Here is a 24,991-nt window from a genome sequence, read left to right as displayed (position 1 = left end):
ACAAGTACTACTCGCATTTACTAGCTGATGTAAAGATGCACAACCAGTTCATTTTTGTTCAAAAAAACTGCAACAAGACGAATTGTTCTTTGCACTTAGTAACTAGGCACGTTATTCTAACAGTTGCTAATGTGTCGTGTGCATCTTAATGATGCCTAGTAAAACTAAATAAAATTGAGACAGATTGAATGACTGATCACAACTTGGAATTAAAAAAAGCAGGGTTAAAAGTAACACTGCCTCGTATTAAAATTTTAGAGATTTTACAATCTCCAGACAACCAACACATCAGCGCTGAAGATGTCTATAAAATTCTTTTAGACAAAGGCGAAGAGATTGGTCTTGCAACTGTCTACCGTGTTCTAAATCAATTTGATGATGCAGGTATTGTATCTCGCCACCACTTCGAAGGCGGAAAATCAGTATTTGAATTATCGGGTAGCACTCACCATGATCATTTAGTTTGCCTTAAATGTGGTAAGGTTGTTGAGTTTGAAGACGACACTATCGAACGTCGTCAAGAAGAGATCGCCAAAGAGAATGGCATCAAACTAACAAACCACTCTCTTTACCTATACGGTGAATGTGAAGACACTGCTGCGTGTAAAGAATTCGCTGAATCAAATAGCTAATTGAGTATTAAATTCAGACATAAAAAAACCTGCTTAGAAGCAGGTTTTTTTATGTCTGAATAGCAACTCGTTTAATTAAGTAATCTATTTTGAGGCAATAAAAACATCGTTGATAACAGGCAAAAAATCATTATTTAGTTGTTCTAAATGAGAAATTTAACGCAGTTAGCGATAGATTTAACCCTTAAAATGACCAAGTATTATTACGAGTAGTATTAGAAATCAATTAGATGATATCTAATAGCTCAACGTCAAAGATTAGCGTTGAGAAAGGAGCGATTGCCGCACCAGCACCGCGCTCACCGTAAGCAAGTTCGTGTGGTACGTATAAACGCCACTTAGAACCAGTACCCATCATTTGTACCGCTTCAGTCCAACCTTTGATTACACCGCCCACAGGGAACTCAGCTGGTTGACCACGCTCATATGAGCTATCAAATACTGTACCATTGATTAGTGTACCGTGGTAATGTGCACGGATAGTTGAATCTGCAGTTGGCTTTTCACCGTCGCCTGCAGTAAGTACTTCATATTGAAGACCTGACTCAGTTACTGTTACTTCAGGACGTTTTGCATTTTCTTCTAAGAATGCAATACCTTCAGCTGCAAGAACTTTAGCTTCTTCTTCACGACGAGCTTGGATCTCAGCGTTGATTTTCTCAAATGCTGCTTGAATTGCTGGGATTTCAACTTGGAAATCGTTACCAGTGTATGCGTCTTTCATACCTTCAAATACAGAGTTTAAGTTTAAACCTTCAAATGGATTCGCCTTTAATTGCTCACCCATTTGTAAACCAATACCGTAACTTGCTTTTTCAGCGTCTGTTGTAAAATTATCTGACATGTTTTAATTCACGTTTATTTAGTTAAAAGACGTGGTCATACTAACATAAAAAAACAACGAATATCGCCTAGTTTTACTGCGTTTGCTCAGTGTTTGCACTAATTCGCAGCTTTATTTTATCAATAACGAAAGTCGCAACTGGTAAAGTGGCGATCATCGATGCAATAAAAAAGCCACTCATTAAGCCCTCTTTGCCTAACATGATTAAAGGCACAACAATAAGCCCTATCGAAGAAATTACAAAGGCTGCGATAGTAGGCCAGTGTTTGTCGTATTTACCAATGAGATGACCAACTAATACATTAAAGCCTATTCCATAAGCTATTGAAGATAATAATCCGTAATCAGGTTGTGCATCATGGGCCATGGCAACGAGTACGTTGATTCCGCTGTGATAAAAATAAGAAAAGATACACCAAAGTAAAACATGTTTTACAAAACGTATTGGTGTAAAAGAAGACTCGCTTGTTGACATTACTTATCTCCAGATAGCAAAAAACCGCCCTGTAGGCGGTTTTTCTAAATAATGGTGGAGAGATAGGGATTTGAACCCTAGAGGGGCTACAAACCCCTGCCGGTTTTCAAGACCGGTGCATTCGACCACTCTGCCATCTCTCCGTACGGCGCGCATAATAGTGTTTACTGCGTACGTTGTAAAGCCTTAATTGTAAAAAACTTTAAAAAACTAAAATCTATAACTATCAATAATACTGCTTCGGGCGTTTTGCAATTAAAGAGCACACCAGGCAAACAATTAGGCTGACAAGTGCAAATCCAGAGCCTTGGACAATCACATCAATTTTATTTAGGTTATAACTAGGTATGATGACTAACACGAATGCCGGTAAACAAGTGAGCGTTAAAACATAACAACATATTTTAAAGGCGCGACCAAAATCGAAACGTTTAGTGCTTTGCATCCACCATGTAAGGAAGAGTAATATAACTACTGCAGACAAGCCTAGATAATGAGGTTGATTAGTCGCCATAGCAACAAAGAAAGTGACTACAGCACCAATTATGCCCCAAATTGACCAAGCGAACCAATTTTCTTTTTCACGTAAAAATAAGTTTCCCATTGTTCTCGTCTTCTTTATCGTTATTTTTTTAAGACCATCCATACGTTAACAAAAAATAACCGATTAAAAAACACACTGAAGAAGAATTATTTCGTTTTTTGCATCCGTGCGCTTCTTACAGCTAAGCTAAATCTGAAAAAACTAACATAAGTAAGCTTAATAGTGTCTGACTGCTTAACTGTATAAAAGTTCCTACTATTTATAAATTCTCAAAAAACGTCTCTGGCTTGTGTCTAATTGGCTTTTTGATATCTACTTCTGGCGTGCCCAAATATAGGTAACCAACAATTTCATCTTCTTCTTTACAGCCAAGTGCTGCTTTCACTGCTGGACTCTGTGCAAAATAGCCTGTGCGCCAAATACCTCCTAAACCTTGTGCAAACGCAGCTTGTTGCATTGCAAGAACACTACATCCTGCACTTTGCACTTGCTCAATCCGAGGCACTTTTGGGCTTTCTGCTACATCTGCAATAGCAATTATCATCATAGGTGAACGCAGCGGTAATTCTTTTGCTCGATCAATCGTTCTTTGATCCTGTTTTTCAGCAACAGCAGCTTGGTGATAGATTTCACCCAATTTATTCCGAGCATCCCCCTCTACAACAATAAACCGCCAAGGAGCAATACAGCCATGATCTGGGACTTTGATAGCTGCGCGCTTAATAATTTCAAGTTGTTCTGCCGTAGGCCCTGGTGCTACAAGGCGAGGGTCTGATTGTCGAGTTTGTAATAGCGTTAAAGCGTCCATGAATGTTCCGTAAAAGCTTAAGACAAGGCCCCTATCAAGTAGAGGCAATATAACTCTAGCTTATCATTTATCTTTATTAGCAATAAAGCTATTCGGTACTTTTCTAGTTAACCAATAATCTAAACTAACGTAACGACCGCCACCTACAAAAAATAAACTTAACAGCATAACAAAGTAAATTGCGGAAAATTCAATCCCATTATTTAAGATCACAGGTTTCCCTTTTTCATAAAGGTATTCTGTATAACCATGAGTCTCTAGCAACTCGCGCATTTTAGTCAATCTCTCACTTGCTTCATCTGAATTAACCAAACTGGCTTCACTACCTGGTATTGAAAGCCAATTGAGAACTCTTGCTGGGCTAGTGCTTGCATCTGTGGGGGTTACAGCAAACCAGCCATTACTAGCGTGTACTGTAGTCGCTGCAACAACCATAGTGATCATCAAAGGAATTGCGGTTAAGCGGGTAAATAAACCTAATAAAAGAAATATCCCCCCTAAAAATTCTGTCCATGCCGCTAAAAATGCTAGTACGGAGGGCATTGGCAGGCCTAAGCCCCATTCGTTATTGCCAAACCATGCAACAATATCATTGGATGCTAAAAAGTATTGGTGGAAGTGAGTGACATCACCACTTAAGGCAAGTTTATTAAAACCTGCAATTATCATCACTGGAGCTAAAATTAAGCGAATTAAAAGGCTGGGTAGTCCATCTAAAAACTGAAAGTTGTTTAAGATGCGGTTGTATAAAGGTCGAAGGTGTGTGTTCAACATAGCGGTCTCGTGACTAATTTTATTAATCACACAGACCGCGAGTTTTCTAGTTTACTTTCAATTATATTTTACGAGCAACTTGTAATGCTTCAAAAATTGCACGTTTTGCATCAATGGCTGCAGCAAGCTTGGCTCCTCCAATTACGTGTACTTTGGCGTTTTCAGTTTCTTTTTCAAAAGTTTCAGTATTTGAAACCTGACCAATACAAGCAATCACGGTATCTACATCTAAGATTTGTTCTTCACCTTTAACAGTAATTTTTAAACCTTTTTCATCAAAGCTTATGTACTGACACTCAGCAATTTGTTTTACATCGTGCTGTTTAGCAACTTGACGATGGATCCAACCTGTCGTTTTACCAAGCTCACTACCAAAACGCCCTGCACTGCGCTTAAGCATGTATATTTGGCGGTTGTCTTTATCAGGTGCAGCTTCACATTCAATGCCCCATTGAGTTTTGAACTGCTCTATGGTTTGCCCTTTATGCTCACTTAAAAAGGCAACCATATCAAAGCCTATACCTCCGGCACCAAGAATAGCAATTTTCTCACCAAGTTCGACTTCACCACGAATAACTTCATCATAAGCAAATACGCGTTTCCCATCTCCACATTCGATTTTGGCTTCACGCGGACGTACGCCCGTTGCAAACACCACATCATCGTATTGATTAAGCATATCATCAGTAAAGTCAGTACCAAGCTGTAAATCTACATTCAACCGCTTTAGTTCATTAGTGAAATAATTAAGTGTATGGTTAAAGTCTTCTTTACCTGGCACTTGCATTGCTAAGTTAAACTGACCACCCATTTGCTCTTTACGTTCAATTAAGGTCACCTTGTGACCTTTCTCTGCTAGGTAACAACTTGCAGCAAGGCCAGCGGGGCCTGCACCAACAACCAGGACTAATCGTGAAAATTTTGCTTTTTCTAAACTGTAATCTAATTCAAAAGCCGCTTGTGGATTAACCAAACAAGTTGCACGTTTGTTTTTAAACACATGGTCTAAACAGCCCTGATTACAACCGATACAAATATTGATTTGCTCAGCTTTATTATTAACGTACTTATTGAAAAAATCAGGGTCCGCTAATAAAGGACGTGCCATCGAAATTAAATCTGACTCACCCGCCGCTAAAATACCATTAGCAATTTCTGGTGTATTAATGCGGTTAACCGCGATAACAGGCACTGATACCGTATCTTTTAAGCGTTTTGATGCTTCTTTAAATGCCCCCGGTGGTACCATACTTGCGATGGTTGGTACACGGGCTTCATGCCAACCTATACCGGTATTAAAAATATCGACACCTGCTTGTTCAAGAGCTAAAGCCTGTTGTTTTACTTCATCGGGCGTTGATCCATTAGGAATTAAATCCATCACTGACAAGCGAAATACTATAATAAATTTTTGACTCACTTTAGCGCGCACCGCTTTAACTATATCCAAAGCTAAGCGCATTCGATTTTCTAAACTACCACCATACTTGTCTGTTCTTTTATTGGTGTGGTTAGCCATAAACTCATTAATTAAATAACCTTCAGAACCCATGATTTCAACACCATCATAGCCTGCTTTTTCAGCTAGTTTTGCTGAGTGTGCAAAGTCTTTTATGGTCTTTTTAATTGACCCTAACGACATCTCATTAGGTTTATAAGGATTAATAGGAGCTTGAATTGCACTTGGCGCTTGATTAAATGGATGATATGCGTAGCGACCTGCATGCAATAATTGTAAGCAAATTTTACCGCCATGTTGATGTACGGCTTCTGTATAAGCTTTGTGTTTAATCACATCATAAAATGAATTAAATGTTGATGCGAATGGTGAGAGCTTACCGCGTAAATTAGGGCTATAGCCCCCTGTAATTATCAAACCCGTGCCACCTTTGGCACGTGCTTCGTAAAATGCACGTAAGCGTTTACGGTTATGCCAGCCTTCTTCTAAGCCAGTGTGCATTGAGCCCATAACCAAACGATTACGAAGTTCGGTATGCGGTAATTGTAATTTTTGTTCTAACATTGTGTGCCCCGTTAACTGGTCGAACCTCTATTATAAATAGATTCTGCGGCAATAACTTAGAATAATCAACTTTTCGCTATTAATTAATCTGTAGCAAATTGTGGTTTTAAACACTCTGTTACTATTTAACAGTTAATTTTAAAGTTATTCTAAGCTAAGATAAGTTCACTACTAAGCTGTACTGAATTAAGGATTTATTTTGCTAGCAAAGATATTTAAAGGCATTTGGACCGGGATTAATTTTTCCCGCCGTTTGGTCCTAAACATATTATTTTTATTACTAGTAATTTTCTTCTTTGTTGCCATCACTGGTGAAGAAGACCAAGTAAAGGTAGCAGATGGAACCGTGCTACGCCTAAACTTAAACGGCCCAATTGTTGAAGAAAAAACCTATGTTGATCCTGTAGAAGCAGCTATCAACGATGCAACAATGGGCAAAGAAGCACCATCAGAGATCCTTCTTGATGATGTTGTTGAAGTGATCAACGAAGCGACCAAAGATGATCGCATCACTGTAATGCTACTTGACCTGCAAAAAATGCCTAGCGCGCACATCAATAAGCTAAAACAGATAACCAAAGCAATTGATGCATTTAAAGCTGCTGGAAAACAAGTTATTGCTACAGGTTACTACTACACACAAGCACAATATTATATTGCTGCCCATGCTAATGAAGTATCAATGCACCCATATGGCGGTGTTAGCATTGAAGGTTACGGCATGTTCCCGCTTTACTTCAAAGATGCCCTTGAGAAATTAAAAGTAACTCAACATATCTTCCGTGTTGGTACTTATAAATCAGCTGTAGAACCGTTTATTCGTAATGACATGTCAGATGCAGCAAAAGAAGCTAACCGTGTCTGGTTAACAGCTCTTTGGAACGAGTATAAAACTGATGTTTCAGCGAGTCGTCCATTCGATGAAAGCAATTTTGATGAGGATATGGAAGTATATCTAACAAAAATGCAAGCAGTTGACGGTAACTCAGGTCAGTATGCGTTAAATAATCAATGGGTTGATTCTTTAAAAACATCACAACAAATTCGCCAACAACTTATTGAGTTAGTGGGTGCAGAAGAAACGGGTAAAACTTTTAAACAGGTTAGCTTTCGTGAGTATTTATCACTTGTAAAACCACCCGTTGAGTTCGATAACCCAATCACTGAAAAAGTTGCCGTTGTTGTTGCTAAAGGAACGATTGTAGATGGCGAGCGCAAAGCCGGTGAAATTGGCGGTGATTCGACAGCTGCCCTACTTCGTAAAGCACGCCTAGATGACAAAGTAAAAGCTGTTGTACTTCGTATTGACTCAGGTGGTGGTAGCATGTTCGCCTCTGAAGTGATCCGCGCTGAAGTATTAGCTCTAAAAGCAGCAGGTAAACCAGTAATTGCATCAATGAGCTCAGTGGCAGCATCAGGTGGGTACTGGATTGCATCAGCAGCCAATGAAATTTGGGCTGCTCCTAGCACAATCACAGGTTCAATCGGTGTATTCGGTACTTTCATGACTTTTGAAAACACCATGGCTGAATTGGGTATTTATTCAGACGGCGTTGCAACAACGGACCTTGCTGGTTTTTCTATAGCTCGCCCTCTTGATGAGAAAATGTCAGATATCATTCAAATGAGCGTTGAAAATGCATACAAACGCTTTCTAAATGTGGTGGCTGAAGCACGTAACATGACCCCTGAACAAGTTGATAAAATTGCCCAAGGCCGTGTATGGATTGCAACTCAAGCAAAAGACCTTGGTTTAGTTGATAAGTTAGGTGATAAACAAGATGCAATTAAAGCAGCAGCTGAGCTTGCTAAGCTTAAGCATTATGATGTTAAAACCATCAAACAGTCATTAACACCACAAGAGCAGATGCTACAAGATATCTTAGGCACAGCGGCTATTCAGAGTTTCTTTGCTAAATCTGATTCATCTACATCAGTATTGGCTACGCAAGCTAACTTACAAAGCCTAATAAATCAGTTAAGTAGTGAAATTGATAACCTAAAAGATTATAACGATCCTCAAGGCGTTTACGCTCGTTGTTTAGTATGTAACGTAATTCAATAAGTTACTTAGCAAAGCAATTTTAGGTATACTAAGCCCAGTTGTTTAACTGGGCTTTTTTTATGAAACGTAAACGTATATATATCGCCTATACAGGTGGTACTATTGGTATGAAAAAATCGAGCCGAGGCTATGTTCCGGCAGAAGGTTTTTTAACAGAAACAGTGGTCAATAATGCAGAGTTTAATCGTGATGAAATGCCTTTGTTTGATATTCACGAATATTGCCCGCTTATTGATTCTTCTGATATGTCCCCTGCCCACTGGCAATTAATCGCTGACGATATCAAAAGTAAATACCAAGACTATGATGGTTTTGTAGTGCTACATGGTACCGATACCATGGCATATACTGCTTCGGCCCTGTCTTTTATGTTCGAAAACTTAACGAAACCTGTAATTGTGACTGGCTCGCAAATACCGCTATCTCAACTGCGTTCTGATGGCCAAGTGAACTTACTAAATGCGATGTACTTAGCAGCTAATTATCCTATTGCAGAAGTAAGCCTATTTTTCAATAACCAATTGTTTCGTGGTAACCGTGCTACAAAAGCGCATGCCGATGGCTTTGATGCATTTGCTTCACCTAATCTTGAACCACTAGCACTTTCAGGAATCAATATTCAACTGATCAAAGGTCAACTTAGCCCATACGTAGATAATGAACTACAGGTATCAAATATCACACCTCAGCCAATTGGTGTGCTTTATCTATATCCCGGGATCAGTCCAAAAGTCGTGAAAAGTTTAGTTAATGACGACATTAAAGCACTTGTTTTATTAAGTTTTGGTGTGGGCAATGCCCCACAAGATCCAGCGTTTTTAGATATACTTAATGACGCAAGTAAACGCGGTATGGTAATAGTTAATTTAACACAGTGTTTAAAAGGCCAAGTAAATATGGGCGGTTATGCAACAGGTAATGCATTATTAAATTGTGGTGTCATCAGTGGCTACGATATGACATTAGAAGCCTGTTTGACTAAATTACATTACTTATTCAGCCAAAAGCTTGAGGTTGAAACTATTCGTCACTTGATGCAAGACAATTTACGTGGTGAGTTAAGCCGTTAAAATAAAATCATCAAATACAAAAAAGGCACCAATTGGTGCCTTTTTTACGCTTTTTGATAATTAACGAACTTTTTCGTCAATCTCAACTAAGTCTGTTAAATGGCATATCTCGCCACTATGCGTTTTAATACCATGTTCGCCAAAATAGTCACGTTGTGCTTGTACAAGGTGACCATTACTTGGTGTAGTTAACGTCGCGATGTAAGTTTGCGTTGCTGTTAACACAGGGAAAGCAAGACCCGAAGCAACTGCAGCACCTGTTACTTTTCGTAATGCTGCTGATTCACGCTGCATAGAATCAATAAACTCTACACCATCAGCTACATTATCTAAGTAATCAGCACGGATGATACAACCTGCACGCCATGTTTGTAGCGTTTTCGAAAGGTCAACTTTCCATTGATGAGCACGTGATGCACCTTTGATAAGTGCCAAGCCTTGACGATAAGCAAGTAAACTTGCCAGTGTGAATGCATCTTTTAACTCATCCAAATCTAAGTCAACTGAGTCAGTTGATTTAGCAGCGTAAGTCATTTCTTTAGCTGCATGTGTATCACAAGTATTTGTTAAGTGACGAGCTTGCACAGCTGCGACTAATGATGGTACTGCAATACCCAGTTCTAAAGCATTTTGTGCAGTCCATAGGCCTGTGCCTTTAGCGCCAACCTTATTGTCGATTAAATCAACTAGAGGTTCACCTTCAGTTGTTTCAAGGCTTAAGATATGGCTAGAGATTGACAGCAAGTAGCTATTTAAAGTTCCCTCTGACCATTCATTGAAAATATCAGCAACTTCTTTTGGTGAACGATTAGTACCTAAGCGAAGTAGTTGATACATTTCAGCGATTAATTGCATTAACGCATATTCGATACCGTTATGTACCATTTTCACAAAGTGGCCACTTGCAGATTGGCCTACTCGCGCAAAGCATGACTCACCTTTGTAGCTTGCAGCTACTTTTTCAAACCACGGCTCAACACGCTCCCAGCCGCCTTCTGAACCACTTGCCATCATAGCTGGACCATGACGTGCGCCCTCAGCACCACCAGAAATCCCCATAGTGGCAAATTCAAATTTGTTTTGATATTTAAGCTTACGGCTAATACCATCTTTATAGTTACTGTTGCCGCAATCTACGATAATGTCATCACAGTCAACGCCTGCCTCTGCAAGCTCTGTACATACTTTATCAACCAATTCACCAGCAGGAACTAAAAGTAGAATTGAACGAGGTGGCTCTAAGCGTCTTACCATATCATTTAAATCTGACACAATGTGTAAACGGTCTGCTAAACCGAGTGTTTTTGCACAGCTTAGTAACTCGGCACCCGCATCTGGGTTTTTATCATAAGCTACTAAAGTCAGCCCTTTTTCAATCAGGTTGAGGGCAAGATTTTTACCCATAACGCCTAACCCTACTAATGCAACTTGCATTTAGTGTCCTCCTCGGTAACAACTATTGGTTAGTTAATCAAAATAATTACGCGCGCATTATACCCAAGCAGCCCAAAAATGCGAGCTTGAGAGCCAACTTGAGAGAAATCTAAGAAATCATGAAGCGACGTTTCGCTCAGTATATCAAAATTACTAAGGCATCGGACCAGATTTTTATAATACCCTTTAAAAAGGTATGTGTATTGACGCTACCTGACACCGGTGTCATAATAACGTCATTCATACTTTGTAAACTTTAAAATTCATACAAAGAGCCAGATTCTCATAAGTAAAAACAATCATTTTTTACTTATGAGTTCTACATTGTGCTTATGTATAAGCCTATAATTAAGGTTTATAGCACGACATTTTAATAGATAACCATCAATTCGCTTAATATATTTGAGCGCACAGGAGAATTTGATGCTAAGACGCACAAAAATTGTTGCGACCCTTGGACCGGCAACTGATCGCGATAACAACCTAGAAAAAATTATTCGTGCAGGTGCAAATGTGGTTCGTTTGAACTTCTCACATGGCGTTGCACAAGATCATAAAGACCGCGCAGAAGCGGTACGCAGCATTGCTAAGCGTTTAGGCAAACACGTTGCTATCCTTGCTGACTTACAAGGCCCTAAGATTCGTGTATCTACGTTTAAAGACGGCAAAGTAAACCTAGAAGTTGGCGCAAAGTTTACCCTTGATGCAAAAATGGAAAAGGGCCAAGGCGACGTTAATGCAGTAGGTATCGACTATAAAGAGTTACCTAACGATGTTAAAACAGGCGATTTATTGTTATTAAACGACGGTTTAATTCAATTAACTGTTGATAGCGTTGATGGTGACCTAGTTCACACGACTGTTACTGTAGGTGGCGTACTTTCAAACAATAAAGGTATCAACCGTCTAGGTGGTGGTTTAACAGCCCCAGCTTTTACCGAGAAAGACAAAGAAGATTTAATCACAGCGACTGAAATTGGTGTTGATTATATTGCTGTTTCATTTCCGCGTAGTGGCGATGATATGCGTTATGTTCGATCTTTGGCAGAAGCTGCAGGCTCAAACGCACAACTACTTGCAAAAATCGAGCGTGCAGAAGCGGTTGAAACCGTTGAAGCAATCGACGATATCGTACTTGCTTCAGACGCAGTTATGGTTGCTCGTGGTGATTTAGGTGTAGAAATTGGTGATGCAGCCCTTGTTGGTAAACAAAAGCTAATTATTAGCCGTGCGCGTTCACTAAACCGTACTGTGGTTACAGCAACTCAAATGATGGAATCAATGATCGATAACCCAATGCCAACACGTGCTGAGGTTATGGATGTTGCAAACGCAGTTTTAGATGGCACTGATGCAGTTATGTTATCTGCAGAAACAGCGGCTGGTGACTACCCTGAAGAAACAGTAGCTACAATGGCTCGTGTTTGTTTAGGCGCAGAATCACAAAAAGAAACTCACGTTTCTAAGCACCGTTTAGACAGCCGTTTTTCATCAAATGCTGAATCAATTGCGTTATCTGCTATGTATGCAGCTAACCACCTAGATTCTGTAAAAGCGATTGTGACACTAACTGAATCAGGTAGCACAGCTAAACTAATGTCGCGTATTAGCTCTGGTTTACCAATTTATTCACTATCACGTCATGCTAACACACTTGGTCAGACAGCGCTTTACCGTGGTGTTTACCCTGTATTCTTCGATTCAACAAAATGTGAAGATGACAGTATGGTTCGTGACGCACTAAATACGCTTGTTGAGCAAGGTGCTCTTGTAGCAGGTGATACTGTGATTTTAACTCACGGTGATGCGATGGAAACAATTGGTGCTACCAACACAATGAAGATTGTAACAGTTTAAACTTTTTAATGTTCATTAAAAAAGGCGCAATAGATTGCGCCTTTTTTGTTTGTATTTAATTAGTTAACTAGCAAGTGCTGCTTTAACTTTGTCGCGGTAGCTGCGGCTTACTTTTAATTCTTGACCGTTATCTAACACTAAAAGGTATTCTCCACTTACTTGAGTAACAAGCTTGCTAATTTGCTTTGTATTCACTATTGCACTGCGATGAACACGGACAAATAATTGCGGATCAAGCTCTTGTTCAAGCTCTTTCATTGTTTTACGCAGTATGTGAGTTTGTCCATCTTGGCAATGTAAGCACATATAATCGCCTGCTGCATCAACCCATTGAATTGTAATTACTGGCACACGGACAATTTCGCCCTGCTCTTTTACAGCTAATGATTCTGGATAACGACGATCAGCAAGGCTATCGCCCGTTGCTAACTTCTTTAGAATTTCTTCGCAATTATTGCCTGTAATACCTGCAACAAAGCTCGCTAGTTTTTTCTTATGGGCGTTATCTTGTTGCGTTTTTAAATAGGTATGCACTTTTTCTACCGCCTGTTTTAGTCTGTTGTCATCGACTGGTTTAAGAATATAATCCAACGCATGAATCTCGAATGCTTTTACTGCAAACTGGTCAAAAGCTGTTACAAACACAATAGCTGGTAATGGATTTACGCTCTCGCTAAGTGCTCTTGCAACTTCAAAACCGTTCATATTTGGCATTTGAATATCTAAGAAAACCAATTGAATGTTGCCTGATAAGCATTCTTCAATTGCTTCTTGACCATTGCTACATAAACGAATGACTTCTAAATCGTCAAACTCAGAAAGTCGAACAGCTAGGCCTTTTCTTGCTAACGGTTCATCATCAACGATCAAAGTTCTAATTTTGCTCATTTCTTAACAGCCTTTTCAAACGGAACGCGCAGATTAACTTTTAACCCACTTGGCGTATTGTCAGAGAGAACAAACGAGTAGTTGTTCTCATAAAGTGTTTTTAAGCGGTCCTGTGTATTTGCTATGCCAACGCCATGTGAATTAACTAGTTGACCATTTTTTAGCTCAGTGCCAGGACCATTATCGCCTACTTCCAATAATAGTTCATTTGCAAAAACTTGTGCTTTAATATCAATCACACCGCCTTCATTTAATTGCGCTATCGCATACTTAATCGAGTTTTCGATTATAGGCTGAAGGATTAAGCTTGGTACCAAGGCTTCTTTTGCTTGCTCGCTTACATCAACATTTACTTGCAAGCGCTCATCGAAGCGAACTTTTTCGATTTCAAGGTACAGCATCAATGCATGAATTTCTTGTTCTAACGGCACCTTTTTAATGGGGTCGGTATTAAGTGTATAACGCAAGAAATCACTCAATTTAGACACCATTAAATTCGCATCTTTATTCTCTTTTACCAAAATCAACGTGGAGATTGCATTTAAGGTATTAAATAAAAAATGTGGGTTAAGTTGATAACGCAGCATTTTAAGCTGTGCTTCATGAGCCATAGTGGTTGCTTTTAAAGCTTTTTGACGCTCACTTTGCAATAGCTGATAATACTTAATCCCAAAATACAAACCACTCCAACAAAGAATGATATAAACCGAATCTAAACCTTGCTGAAAGTAATAAAACCACTCATTTGGGCGGTAACCGTGACGGTAGATTTCCCATAAATTGAATTTTTGTACTACAGCCCAAAGTGTCCCAGTAACATATGAAGCACCAAAAACCACGAGCATCAATACCCAAGGTGAAGCATTCCACACTTTACGGTACATATAACGCAAAGGTACTGTCATTAAACAGCCTGCATAGGCGTTTAACACAATAACAAATACGTAAATATCACGCATTTCAAAGACTTTTGAGCCGATATAATTAACTAACGCATACCCTATCCAGCCTGCAATTTGCAAAACCCAGAAAAAGCGTTGTCGATTATCAACTAATGATTGCCAATTCAAAATATAAGATTACCTTTCATAATTATTTTTATTATACCGATAGTCACGAGAACAAAGCACTGCCGCCTATCTTAATTTTTTATAGCCTTACCGCATTATTCAGACATTAAAAAAGCGAAGACCTTGTGAGCCTTCGCTTTTTAAACGCTTTATTTTTAAGCTAATTTATCTGAAGCAACTTTATAGTTTGGATCTTCAATTACATTAACTTCAACTAAGTCACGTGCTTTATGTAATAACTGAATACAGTCTGGGCTTAAGTGACGCAAGTGTAATTGTTTGCCTGCTTTAGCGTATTTATCAGCAAGACTATCAATTGCTTCAATTGCACTGTGATCAGCTACACGGCTGTGTTTGAATTCAATGATCACATCATCAGGGTCATTTTTAACATCAAATAACTCAGCAAAGTTCTTAACCGAGCCAAAGAATAATGGACCATGAAGCTCATACACTTTAGAGCCTTGTTCATCGATGTAGTTACTCGTGTAAATGTGTTTCGCATGCTGCCAGGCAAATACTAAAGCCGATACAATGACACCCACACATACTGCAATTGCAAGGTCTGTTACTACGGTTACACCTGATACAAGTACAATCACAAAGGCATCAGACTTAGGAACACGCTTCATCATTTTGAAGCTTGCCCACTCGAAAGTACCTAAAACAACCATAAACATAACACCAACAAGCGCAGCAAGTGGGATCATTTCAATTAAACTGGCTGCAAAAATGATGAATGCTAGCAGTATTAATGCTGCACTAATGCCAGATAAACGTGAGCGACCACCCGAATTAATATTGATCATAGATTGACCAATCATCGCACAGCCACCCATCGCTCCGAAGAAACCACAGGTAATATTTGCTGCACCTTGACCAATACACTCTTTATTACTGTGGCCACGAGTTTCAGTAATTTCATCAATCAAAGTTAATGTTAATAATGACTCAATTAAACCAATTGCCGCTAAAACTAACGCATAAGGGAAGATAATTTTTAATGTTTCAAGGTTAAATGGCACCATAGGAATATGGAACTCAGGTAAACCTCCGGCAATAGTAGCTTGCTCGTTGCCAGTCATCCCTTTTAAGAAATCAAGAACTGTACGTGCTTCTAAATCAAAGCCAATCACAATCGCGGTCACGGTTACAATCGCAGCTAACGATGAAGGAACTGCAGTGGTTAACTTAGGCAAGAAGTGAATGATAGCCATAGTTAACGCTACTAAACCAAGCATAATATATAGTGCTTGCCCTTCCATCCACTGTTGACCACCCATACCATCGGGTACTTTAAATTGACCTAGTTGGGCTAAGAAAATCACAATAGCAAGACCGTTTACAAAGCCCAGCATTACTGGATGCGGGACCATTCGAATAAACTTTCCAAGCTTAAAAATACCCGCGAGCATTTGCAGTATTCCCATCAATAAGACGGTTGCAAATAAATACTCTACGCCATGATCTAATACTAAACTTACCATTACAACGGCTAGTGCACCGGTAGCACCAGAAATCATACCTGGACGACCACCAAAAATAGCCGTAATTAAGCCAACAATAAATGCGGCATATAAACCAACTAATGGTTCTACATTAGCAACAAAAGCAAACGCAACCGCTTCTGGTACTAACGCCAACGCAACTGTCAGGCCTGATAGAATATCGTTTTTAGCAGAGCTTGGCGCTTTGCTGAGTAAGTTAAACATTAAGATCCTCTTTATAGTGAATGCATTTCGGCAAGGCGCAGAATTCTAGCAAAATCTGCAAAAGTTAACAATTATTAACAACAAAACGGCTAGTGCCTAAAAGCACTAACCGTTTTCGAAAAAATAAAACGTAGTAGAAAAAGACTAAAGAGGTAGAGACGTACTACGCTTAACACAAGTCATTGTTACGTTCGAGTGAACCTCTTGTACAAATTCAAGGTTTAATAAGTTATCACGTACGAACTGCTCGTAACCCTCTATGCCTTTAGAAATAATTCGAAGCATAAAGTCCATAGTACCTGCCATGCTGTAGCACTCAGTTACTTCATCATAGCTCATAATTAAACGCTCAAATTCAGCTAGATTTGTTCTACCGTGGTTAGATAAACGAACATGGGCGTAAACCAACATATCAAAGCCAAGCTTTTTCTCGTCAAGCAAAGCAACTTTACCTTTGATATAGCCATCTTGCTCAAGCTTAGCAATACGACGCCAACATGGAGATTGAGATAAACCAACTTTATCGGCAATTTCTGCCGTAGATAAGCTAGCATCCTGCTGTAATAATGCCAAAATTTGGCGATCTACTTGGTTCAGAGACATTTTATTTCTTTTTCTGTAAAAATACTGGTTAAATTATATAACTGATTTAAAAATCAGTCTGCCTATTTTCTACTATTTATGCAAAAAAATTGCAATTTTATACCAATCCATTTAATAAAGTACTTAGCAAATATTACGAGTTGGCATTAACCAAAACGTCCACTAATAAATGGATTTGTTTTTCGCTCATGCCCTACGGTGGTATTCGGACCGTGGCCTGGCAAAATAGCAACCTCATCTGAGAATGATAAGATCTCAGAATTAATTGATTCGATTAATTGCGCACTATCCCCTTTCGGAAAATCAGTACGACCAACAGAGCCTTGGAAAATCACATCACCCACTATCACTTGTTCTGAACCTTGGTGATAAAAAACAACATGACCAGGCGTATGCCCTGGGCAATGGCGTACTGATAATTCAAGTTCACCCACTGTGATTGTATCACCATGATTTAGCCACTTCGTTGGATAAAATGGCGAAATCGCCGTAAAACCAAACATTTGTGCTTGCATGGGTAAGGCATCAAACCAAAATTTATCATCTAAATGTGGGCCAATGATATCAACACTGAAGTGCTCTGCGAGTTGCTTTGCAGCACCCACATGGTCTAAGTGACCATGTGTTAAATAAATTGCCTCTAATTGACAATTTAAAGCTGCAAGTTCAGCTTGTAGCTTTTCTGCATCACCACCTGGGTCAACTAAAGCTGCTTTATTTGTCTGCTTACAAATAATAATTCGACAGTTTTGGGCAAAACCAGTGACAGGAACAGTTATGACTTTCATGTTATTGTCCTTTTTGTAACTGCTCAAACGTCATTAAAATTGGATATTTTAAATAGCCTTGATCATAAAATGGTGTACGCTCATAAAGCCAATGCAAACGAGCATCTGCATCTTTTGCAAAGTTTTTATCTTCACGAATTTTTTTGTCAAACTCTAAAGCTAGTGCTGGCTTATCTTTTAACATTTGTCGTGCATACGGCATTAAAGCGTAATTTTCCACATACTCGGTACGCTGAAAAATAGTATTGAACTCACCCCACGCAAAAAATGAATCAGGCGCTTCAGGATGTAACAAGTGCGTTGCCAGTTCAGAATAGGACTGATCCGTTGAGACTTTATACCAGCCTGTTATATCGATATTTTCAACTGTATTGTAATCAAATGTTGCCTCTACGCGAAAACGTCCTTCAAAAGGCGTTTTTGCAAATGAATAATCAGCAACGCTTGCTTGCGTTAATGGTTCAGAAATAGCTTCATTCAGTGTCGTTACGTCGATACCATGAAGTTTAAGCTTTGCAACCAATTGACTGTATGCAGGCGGAATATAAAACGCTGTAGGAACATTAACGGTCTTTTTAACGTCTTTTTGCCAAAAAATTGGTAATGCGTCATAGTTTTTAGCTTCACCTAAATATTTAACTTCAGGCTGCCCTGACAATGCACTTTCTGTTCTTGAATAAGCGATACCTTTAAATTCGATAGTATCTGGCTCTTTCGCATAACCACGCTCAACGACTAATTGCGTTGGCTTAAAATCAAGCTCTTTTTTAACAGCTTCATTAAGCGCTTTATCGTTTGCTGCTAAAGCATCAATCGTACCGTCAATAAAAACATAGGTACCTAAAACACGTTGCTTGTAGGGTTTTAATGAATGATTTTCAACTAAGATGGTTGGCAGTGAACGTAAATCCCCCCAGCCATTTGAAAAACGAGGAGTAGCGACCCAACCAGCTAAGCCTTTTTTAAACTCACGCTTATCCATAACGAAAACTAGCGGACCTGGAATATGGCCTGCTTTTTCAAGCTTTGCGTCTATTACTGGTTTAAAAAGGTTATCTAACGCTTCAGAAACGCTTGGTGACTCACTGGAAAAAACGGGGTTGTAACCGTAGGTCACATCATATTGATAATCAGCGCCGTCGGTTACATGGATATCCACATATAAATCGGGTTTAAATTGATTAATAGCTTTCATCACGCCACGTACTTCTGGCGTATCAAGCTTTGTGTAATCTCGATTCAAGTTTAAATTTAGAGCATTTGTCCGAAAACCCATTTCTATAGGACCACGCTGATTTATACGGTTATATTTGCTTCTACGTTCATGACCGTCAACGTTTAAAATAGGGATAAACAGAATATTTACTTTGCTCAAAATATCGCGGCGTTTACCTGTCGCAATATCGCGTAAAAGCATAAACATGGCATCTTTGCCATCAATTTCACCGCTGTGAATACCTGCTTGAATCAAAATGGTTGGTTTTGTATCTGCTACGAGTTGTTTCGCATCAAATAAGCCTTGCTCATTCGCCACTAACATCTTGACCGCACGGTCAGAGCTACTCTTTGCAATAGTCGTGACTTTGAACTGTGTTGGATTTGCCGCAACAAGGCGATCAACAAATGCCATAGTGTCAGCATAATTTGGTGATAAAGTGCCTTCACTTAATTCAAAATCTGTGGTCAATGGCCCTTTTTCTTGCATCAAAGACACACTGTCACCTTGCCATGGTAACAATGGGGGTAAGTGGCTGTCTAAAGTTACTGCAGCAGATAAAAACACTAAACTCGCAAACATATCACTCTCAAGTGCGGTACTTATTCTTTGTGGAAATTATAACAACTAATCTGAAGGGATTGCGTAAACTGCGGTGATTCAACAAAAAAATGGAGCAAACGACATACGCTATGCAGAATCGATGTTACTTATGAATATTATTTAATACCAACCCGCAATAATACTTAATCATTTTGAGGGATTAAACCTGTCGATAACTGCGTTAAAAATTTCTCATTTAGAACAACTAAATAACGAAATTTTCGCCTTGTTATCAACGAGGTTTTATTGCCTCAAAATAGACTACTTAATTAAGCGGATTGGAATAAGATCAAAAAAAGGAGCACTAGGCTCCTTTTTAAACTTTATGAAAAGCGAAATTAAGCCGCTAGGCCTTCTTTTGCTTTTGCAACAAGCGCTGCGAATGCAACTTGGTCATAAACAGCGATATCTGCAAGAATCTTACGATCGATTTCTACAGAAGTCTTTTTAAGACCATTGATAAAACGGCTGTATGAAAGACCGTTTTGACGAGCAGCTGCATTGATACGTGCAATCCAAAGTTGACGGAAAGTACGTTTCTTAGCACGACGGTCACGGTAAGCGTATTGACCCGCTTTAGTAACTGCCTGGAAAGCTACGCGGTAAACACGTGAACGTGCTCCGTAGTAACCTTTAGCTTGCTTTAAAACTTTTTTGTGACGTGCACGTGCGATAACACCGCGTTTAACTCTTGCCATTTCTGAAGACTCCTATTAAGCGAATGGTAACATACGTGAAACTAGACCATGGTCATTCTTATGAACCATCATCTTAGGACGTAAGTGTAATTTACGCTTAGAAGTTTTCTTAGTCAGAATGTGACGAAGATGCGCTTGTTTACGCTTGAAACCGCCAGAAGCAGTTTTCTTGAAACGCTTAGCAGCGCCTCTGTGAGTTTTTAGCTTATAAGCCATTGCAATAACTCCAAATGTATTGCTAAAACATTAGCAAGCAGGCGAGAGATATAAAATAGCTCTTCTTTAAAGGCCTAACTTACTGCCATAGTCCGGTGAAGGTTCACTACAAAAGCAGTGCAACCTTACTTAAACCGGTTATTTCAGGTGAACAGAAAACTGTTACTTGCAGACCTGAAATAAAATCGGTGCGTAATATACCGCGTTTATTGCTTTTTAGCAACAGGCGCCATCATCATAACCATCTGGCGACCTTCAACACGATTTGGGAAAGACTCTACTTGTGCAACATCTTCCAAATCAGCTTTAACACGGTTTAATAATTCAATACCAATTTCTTGGTGAGCCATTTCACGACCACGGAAACGGATAGTAATTTTAGCTTTGTCACCCGCTTCTAAGAACTTGCGTAAGTTGCGAAGCTTAACCTGGTAATCACCTTCATCCGTACCCGGACGGAATTTGATTTCTTTAACCTGGATCTGCTTTTGCTTTTTCTTTTGTTCTTTTAGTTCTTTGCTTTTTTCAAAGATGAACTTACCGTAGTCCATAACCTTACAAACAGGTGGCTCAGCATTAGGACTGATTTCTACAAGATCTACACCCGCATCATCAGCCATAGCTTGTGCTTCTTTTAATGACACGATGCCAGCTTGTTCACCGTCAATGCCAATTAAACGAACTTCTTTAGCTGTAATATCTTCGTTGATACGATTTTTTTGAGCTGTTTGTTGCCCTTTCTTGCCGCCTCTAATGGTACGATCCTCCAAGAATATAAAATAAAAAGCGTGTAGTTGGCTGTTTGTTATGCCCTACACGCTCATGATTTATTGTCGATTTTTAATTTCTTCGCTTACTTTAGCGATAAAATCATCAACACTAAATTTGCCTAGGTCTTCACCTGTGCGAGTACGTACTGCCACCTCTTGCTGTTCAACTTCTTTATCGCCAACAACAAGTAAGTAAGGAATACGCTTTAACGTATGTTCACGGATTTTAAAGCCAATCTTCTCATTTCTCAAGTCAGCAGCGGCTCTAATTCCAAGTTTATTTAATTTTTGTACAATTTCTTGCACATAATCAGCTTGTTTATCCGTGATATTCATGATCACTACTTGCTTAGGAGCAAGCCATGTTGGGAACAATCCAGCATATTCTTCAGTTAAAATACCGATGAAACGCTCAATTGAACCTAAAATAGCACGGTGGATCATTACAGGTGTACGACGTTCATTGTTTTCTGCAACATAAGTTGCACCTAAACGACCCGGTAATGCAAAGTCTAGCTGCACTGTACCACATTGCCAAGCACGATCTAAACAGTCATAAAGTGTAAACTCAATCTTAGGACCGTAGAATGCACCTTCACCTGGTAGGTAATCAAACTCAATGTCGTTTGCTTTAAGTGCTTCAGCAAGCGCAAGCTCTGCTTTATCCCACATTTCGTCTTCACCGATACGCTTTTCTGGACGAGTAGAAAGTTTTACAACAATCTTCTCAAAGCCAAACGTTTCGTATGTGTCATAAACCATTTTAATACATGCAGAAACTTCATCCATGATTTGCTCTTCTGTACAGAAGATATGCGCATCATCTTGTGTAAACCCTCGCACACGCATTAAGCCGTGAAGTGCTCCTGATGGTTCGTTACGATGACAACAACCAAACTCAGCCATACGTAATGGTAAATCACGGTATGATTTTAAACCTTGATTAAAGATTTGTACGTGACCTGGGCAGTTCATAGGTTTGATTGCATACTCACGCTTTTCAGATTCAGTTGTGAACATCGCATCTGCGTATTTGTCCCAATGACCTGATTTTTCCCATAAACCACGGTCCATCATTAACGGGCCTTTTACTTCTTCGTAATCGTACTCACGTAGCTTTTCACGAACGAAGTCTTCTAGTTCACGGTAAATACTCCAGCCATCATTGTGCCAAAACACCATACCTGGAGCTTCTTCTTGCCAGTGCCATAAATCAAGTGCTTTACCAATACGACGGTGGTCACGCTTTTCAGCTTCTTCTAAGCGTTTTAAATATGCTTTAAGTTGCTTTTTATCTGCCCATGCTGTGCCGTAGATACGTTGCAGCATTTTGTTTTCTGAGTCACCACGCCAATAAGCACCTGCCACTTTCATAATTTTAAAGTGTTGGCAGAATTTCATATTTGGTACGTGTGGACCACGACACATGTCGATGTATTCTTCGTGATGGTATAAACCCGGACGGTCATCTTTTGCAATGTTCTCGTCTAAGATTTCCATCTTATATGTTTCACCACGCGCTTCAAAAGTATCGCGTGCTTCTTGCCAGCTTACGGTCTTTTTAACAACGTCGTAGTTTGTTTTTGCAAGCTCAAGCATACGCTTTTCGATAGCATCTAAATCATCTTGGCTTAAAGAATGTTCCATATCGATATCGTAATAAAAACCATTATCGATGGTCGGACCGATTGCCATTTTTGCTTCAGGGAAAAGCTGCTTAACCGCATGACCAATAAGGTGCGCACACGAGTGACGGATGATCTCTAAACCATCATCATCTTTTGCTGTGATAATTTCTAATCGCGCATCGTCGGTGATTAAGTCACATGCATCAACACGGCTACCATTAACTCGACCGGCAATGGTTGCTTTGGCAAGTCCGGGACCGATATCGCTTGCTACGTCATATGTGCTTACTGGGTTTTCAAAACTACGCTGACTGCCGTCAGGGAGGGTAATAACTGGCATTATACATCCTTAATACAGTGGTGATGCCTACAATGCATCACATGTAATATTTTAAAATTAATTTTAAGTAACTCTGCAACGCTTTTACGAATAAGCATTGCTAATTAAGCTCGTATTTACTGAGTCTTCGCAAATACAAGCGACCATTGTCGCCGCTCACGTACTCAAATACAAGTAATTAGAAGACTAAATTGACAATTAGTTAACTCATTTCATACTTAATGAGTTAATACTTTTAAGGTAATCAAGATGTCAAACTCGCGTTCTTTCAAGTTTGCAACGTTTAACTTATTAAATTATACCGCGCCCCCCTACTCGTTTTATCAATTGCATGAGCGGTATAACAAAACTCAGTGGCAACAAAAACAATTGTTTGTTGCTAATTTTTTGAGTGAATCAAGCCCGGATGTGGTGGCATTTCAAGAAGTGTTTAGTCAACATGCCTTAGAAGTTCAATGTAAAGAAGCTGGCTATGACTACTTTAAAACAGTCGATAACCCATCTCATGATGCGTTGTACCCGCAAGTATTGTTCAACCCTGTGGTTGCAATTGCAAGTAAATACCCATTTAAATCAGTTGAGGCACTAGCACCTTGCCCCGAATTACTTGAGTATTTAAATAATCAAAACGAGTTCAAATTTAATCGCACACCTATTAAGTGTTTAATTGACCTTCCTGAATTTGGTGAAGTTTGCTTTTATGTGGTTCATTTTAAATCACAACGAGTGCAGTCAATGGCGCACATACTTAATATACATAACCTTGAAGATCCACTTTTGCAGTTGCTACACCAGACAGTTGGCACCATGCAATCACAAATTTCACGATCACTAGAAGCATCGATTGTTTATTATGACGCCCTTAAAACCCAGCGAGAAAAACAGTGTGCAACATTAGTTATGGGTGATTTTAATGATGTACTTACCAGTCCGACATTGTCATTTATGACTCAAGGTTTTCACCCAACTCGTTGTGAACCCTGCATAGAACATAACGAACCCGTTGTTGGTTTAACAGACAGCTTTGAGTTTAGCCGCTGTTTTAATGAGAATAAATCAAAACCCTTCAGCCATTATTACCAAGGGAAAGGTAATGTGCTTGATTACATTCTCGCCTCAGCGCATTTTAACCCTGAGTGCCAAGTTTCTAAGGTTAAAACGCTCGACTATGAAAGTTATGACAAACATATTTCACCGACACAATTAATCGAAGATATCAGTGTCAGTGACCACAGTATTATTGCTATAAAAATTCATTTTTAAAGCAACTGTTTTTCATAACGTTACTTGCTATAATTGCGCAAATTAAGTTATTTAGAGAATGACCATGAGAACATGCGGTGTAGAAATCACAGGTAGTGACGTACTACTTTGTATTTTAACCAAAGACAATGATGTATTTGATATCCGTGACATCAGACAAACACGCTTTACTTTAGCAAACGGTAATGACACTGAGGTTATGCGTAAGTTTCAGTTTGATTTTAGAAAGCTAATGCAAGATTATCAAATTGACTCTGTTGCGATTAAAGAGCGTCAGCCAAAAGGTAAGTTCGCCGGAAGCGCGAAAGGCTTTAAAATGGAAACAGCTATTCAGCTGATTGACGAATTGGATGTACAGATTTTTTCTGCAACGACAATTAAAGAGCAACTAAAACGTAACCCCTTACCTATCGATTTCGAAGATACAGGCCTTAAGAAGTTCCAGGAAAATGCCTTTATCAGTGCCTATGTATACCTAATGCGTAAGACATATAAGCAAGACGAACAATAACCTAACAATAAAACGTGCTTCGGCACGTTTTTTATACCCACGATTCCATTTACTTTTCTGTAATCTCAAAATCCCTCTGTACATTAGTCTTATATAGCTTTTATTTGTCGACAATCTATGTTTAGTTAATTAGGTACGCATGTTTTGAAAATCACCACA

The 24,991-nt window shown here is 39.3% G+C and carries 23 protein-coding genes and 1 tRNA gene; 6 read left to right on the top strand and 18 right to left on the bottom strand.

Annotation, left to right across the window (positions count from 1 at the left end):
• Positions 1-188: 188 nt before the first annotated feature.
• Positions 189-632 (top strand): ferric iron uptake transcriptional regulator, encoded by a 444-nt coding sequence (fur, locus tag QUE86_RS15495; RefSeq protein WP_130051555.1) that lies wholly within the window; start codon positions 189-191, stop codon positions 630-632.
• A 226-nt stretch (positions 633-858) separates the two neighbouring features.
• Here fur and bamJ read toward each other — a convergent pair whose 3' ends face one another.
• From bamJ to QUE86_RS15460, 7 genes are all read right to left on the bottom strand, one after another.
• Positions 859-1,476, bottom strand: a complete 618-nt coding sequence (bamJ, locus tag QUE86_RS15490; protein WP_130051556.1) for a BamJ family beta-barrel-assembly machinery protein — start codon at positions 1,474-1,476, stop codon at positions 859-861.
• Positions 1,477-1,549: 73 nt separating this feature from the next.
• Positions 1,550-1,951, bottom strand: a complete 402-nt coding sequence (locus QUE86_RS15485; RefSeq protein ID WP_130051557.1) for a hypothetical protein — start codon at positions 1,949-1,951, stop codon at positions 1,550-1,552.
• A gap of 52 nt (positions 1,952-2,003) precedes the next feature.
• Positions 2,004-2,094 (bottom strand) — tRNA-Ser (locus QUE86_RS15480).
• 83 nt (positions 2,095-2,177) lie between these two features.
• On the bottom strand, positions 2,178-2,555 hold the full coding sequence (locus QUE86_RS15475; RefSeq protein ID WP_250661967.1) for a hypothetical protein: 378 nt from the start codon (positions 2,553-2,555) through the stop codon (positions 2,178-2,180).
• A 199-nt stretch (positions 2,556-2,754) separates the two neighbouring features.
• Entirely contained in the window at positions 2,755-3,303 is a 549-nt protein-coding gene (locus QUE86_RS15470; RefSeq protein ID WP_286258276.1) for an NAD(P)H nitroreductase, read from the bottom strand.
• Positions 3,304-3,366: 63 nt separating this feature from the next.
• Positions 3,367-4,074: an HvfX family Cu-binding RiPP maturation protein gene (locus tag QUE86_RS15465; RefSeq protein WP_372799654.1), complete on the bottom strand. Its 708-nt coding sequence runs from the start codon at positions 4,072-4,074 to the stop codon at positions 3,367-3,369.
• Positions 4,075-4,138: 64 nt separating this feature from the next.
• On the bottom strand, positions 4,139-6,100 hold the full coding sequence (locus tag QUE86_RS15460; protein ID WP_256854433.1) for an oxidoreductase: 1,962 nt from the start codon (positions 6,098-6,100) through the stop codon (positions 4,139-4,141).
• 199 nt (positions 6,101-6,299) lie between these two features.
• On the opposite strand from QUE86_RS15460, the gene sppA reads away from it, so the two are divergent.
• Positions 6,300-8,165, top strand: a complete 1,866-nt coding sequence (gene sppA / locus QUE86_RS15455; RefSeq protein ID WP_286258273.1) for a signal peptide peptidase SppA — start codon at positions 6,300-6,302, stop codon at positions 8,163-8,165.
• Between the two features lie 59 nt (positions 8,166-8,224).
• Entirely contained in the window at positions 8,225-9,235 is a 1,011-nt protein-coding gene (ansA, locus tag QUE86_RS15450) for an asparaginase (protein ID WP_054561413.1), read from the top strand.
• A gap of 60 nt (positions 9,236-9,295) precedes the next feature.
• Here ansA and gnd read toward each other — a convergent pair whose 3' ends face one another.
• Positions 9,296-10,669, bottom strand: a complete 1,374-nt coding sequence (gene gnd / locus QUE86_RS15445; protein ID WP_130051563.1) for an NADP-dependent phosphogluconate dehydrogenase — start codon at positions 10,667-10,669, stop codon at positions 9,296-9,298.
• Positions 10,670-11,092: 423 nt separating this feature from the next.
• On the opposite strand from gnd, the gene pyk reads away from it, so the two are divergent.
• Complete coding sequence (gene pyk, locus QUE86_RS15440) at positions 11,093-12,526, top strand: pyruvate kinase (protein ID WP_130051564.1); 1,434 nt, start codon at positions 11,093-11,095, stop codon at positions 12,524-12,526.
• A 63-nt stretch (positions 12,527-12,589) separates the two neighbouring features.
• Here the strand turns inward: pyk and QUE86_RS15435 are convergent, their stop codons facing one another.
• From QUE86_RS15435 to thrS, 10 genes are all read right to left on the bottom strand, one after another.
• A complete protein-coding gene (locus QUE86_RS15435) occupies positions 12,590-13,414 on the bottom strand; it encodes a LytR/AlgR family response regulator transcription factor (RefSeq protein WP_130051565.1) in 825 nt (274 codons plus the stop codon).
• Positions 13,411-14,484, bottom strand: coding sequence for a sensor histidine kinase (locus QUE86_RS15430; RefSeq protein ID WP_130051566.1), 1,074 nt, complete (start codon positions 14,482-14,484; stop codon positions 13,411-13,413). The genes QUE86_RS15435 and QUE86_RS15430 overlap by 4 nt, the downstream gene beginning before the upstream one ends.
• 155 nt (positions 14,485-14,639) lie before the next feature.
• The gene (locus QUE86_RS15425) at positions 14,640-16,196 is read right to left on the bottom strand and encodes a SulP family inorganic anion transporter (RefSeq protein WP_286258268.1); all 1,557 of its coding nucleotides are present in this window, start codon (positions 16,194-16,196) and stop codon (positions 14,640-14,642) included.
• A 144-nt stretch (positions 16,197-16,340) separates the two neighbouring features.
• On the bottom strand, positions 16,341-16,799 hold the full coding sequence (locus QUE86_RS15420) for an Lrp/AsnC family transcriptional regulator (RefSeq protein WP_036968198.1): 459 nt from the start codon (positions 16,797-16,799) through the stop codon (positions 16,341-16,343).
• Between the two features lie 146 nt (positions 16,800-16,945).
• Positions 16,946-17,587, bottom strand: coding sequence for an MBL fold metallo-hydrolase (locus QUE86_RS15415; protein ID WP_130051568.1), 642 nt, complete (start codon positions 17,585-17,587; stop codon positions 16,946-16,948).
• A gap of 1 nt (position 17,588) precedes the next feature.
• On the bottom strand, positions 17,589-19,385 hold the full coding sequence (locus tag QUE86_RS15410) for a M14 family metallopeptidase (protein ID WP_130051569.1): 1,797 nt from the start codon (positions 19,383-19,385) through the stop codon (positions 17,589-17,591).
• Between the two features lie 359 nt (positions 19,386-19,744).
• Entirely contained in the window at positions 19,745-20,104 is a 360-nt protein-coding gene (rplT, locus tag QUE86_RS15405; RefSeq protein ID WP_036968189.1) for a 50S ribosomal protein L20, read from the bottom strand.
• A 15-nt stretch (positions 20,105-20,119) separates the two neighbouring features.
• On the bottom strand, positions 20,120-20,320 hold the full coding sequence (gene rpmI, locus QUE86_RS15400; protein WP_054554888.1) for a 50S ribosomal protein L35: 201 nt from the start codon (positions 20,318-20,320) through the stop codon (positions 20,120-20,122).
• Between the two features lie 206 nt (positions 20,321-20,526).
• Complete coding sequence (gene infC, locus QUE86_RS15395; protein ID WP_130051570.1) at positions 20,527-21,090, bottom strand: translation initiation factor IF-3; 564 nt, start codon at positions 21,088-21,090, stop codon at positions 20,527-20,529.
• A gap of 57 nt (positions 21,091-21,147) precedes the next feature.
• Positions 21,148-23,058: a threonine--tRNA ligase gene (gene thrS / locus QUE86_RS15390; RefSeq protein WP_130051571.1), complete on the bottom strand. Its 1,911-nt coding sequence runs from the start codon at positions 23,056-23,058 to the stop codon at positions 21,148-21,150.
• A 249-nt stretch (positions 23,059-23,307) separates the two neighbouring features.
• On the opposite strand from thrS, the gene QUE86_RS15385 reads away from it, so the two are divergent.
• Positions 23,308-24,321: an endonuclease/exonuclease/phosphatase family protein gene (locus tag QUE86_RS15385; RefSeq protein ID WP_178926928.1), complete on the top strand. Its 1,014-nt coding sequence runs from the start codon at positions 23,308-23,310 to the stop codon at positions 24,319-24,321.
• 64 nt (positions 24,322-24,385) lie between these two features.
• Entirely contained in the window at positions 24,386-24,832 is a 447-nt protein-coding gene (locus tag QUE86_RS15380) for a DUF3010 family protein (RefSeq protein WP_130052294.1), read from the top strand.
• Positions 24,833-24,991 lie beyond the last annotated feature (159 nt).

Origin of the sequence: Pseudoalteromonas apostichopi, assembly GCF_030297135.1 — a bacterium.
GTDB classification, from domain to species: Bacteria; Pseudomonadota; Gammaproteobacteria; order Enterobacterales; family Alteromonadaceae; genus Pseudoalteromonas; species Pseudoalteromonas apostichopi.
Note: the sequence above shows the minus strand (reverse complement) of the source record. Positions and strands in the feature narration are given on the sequence as shown.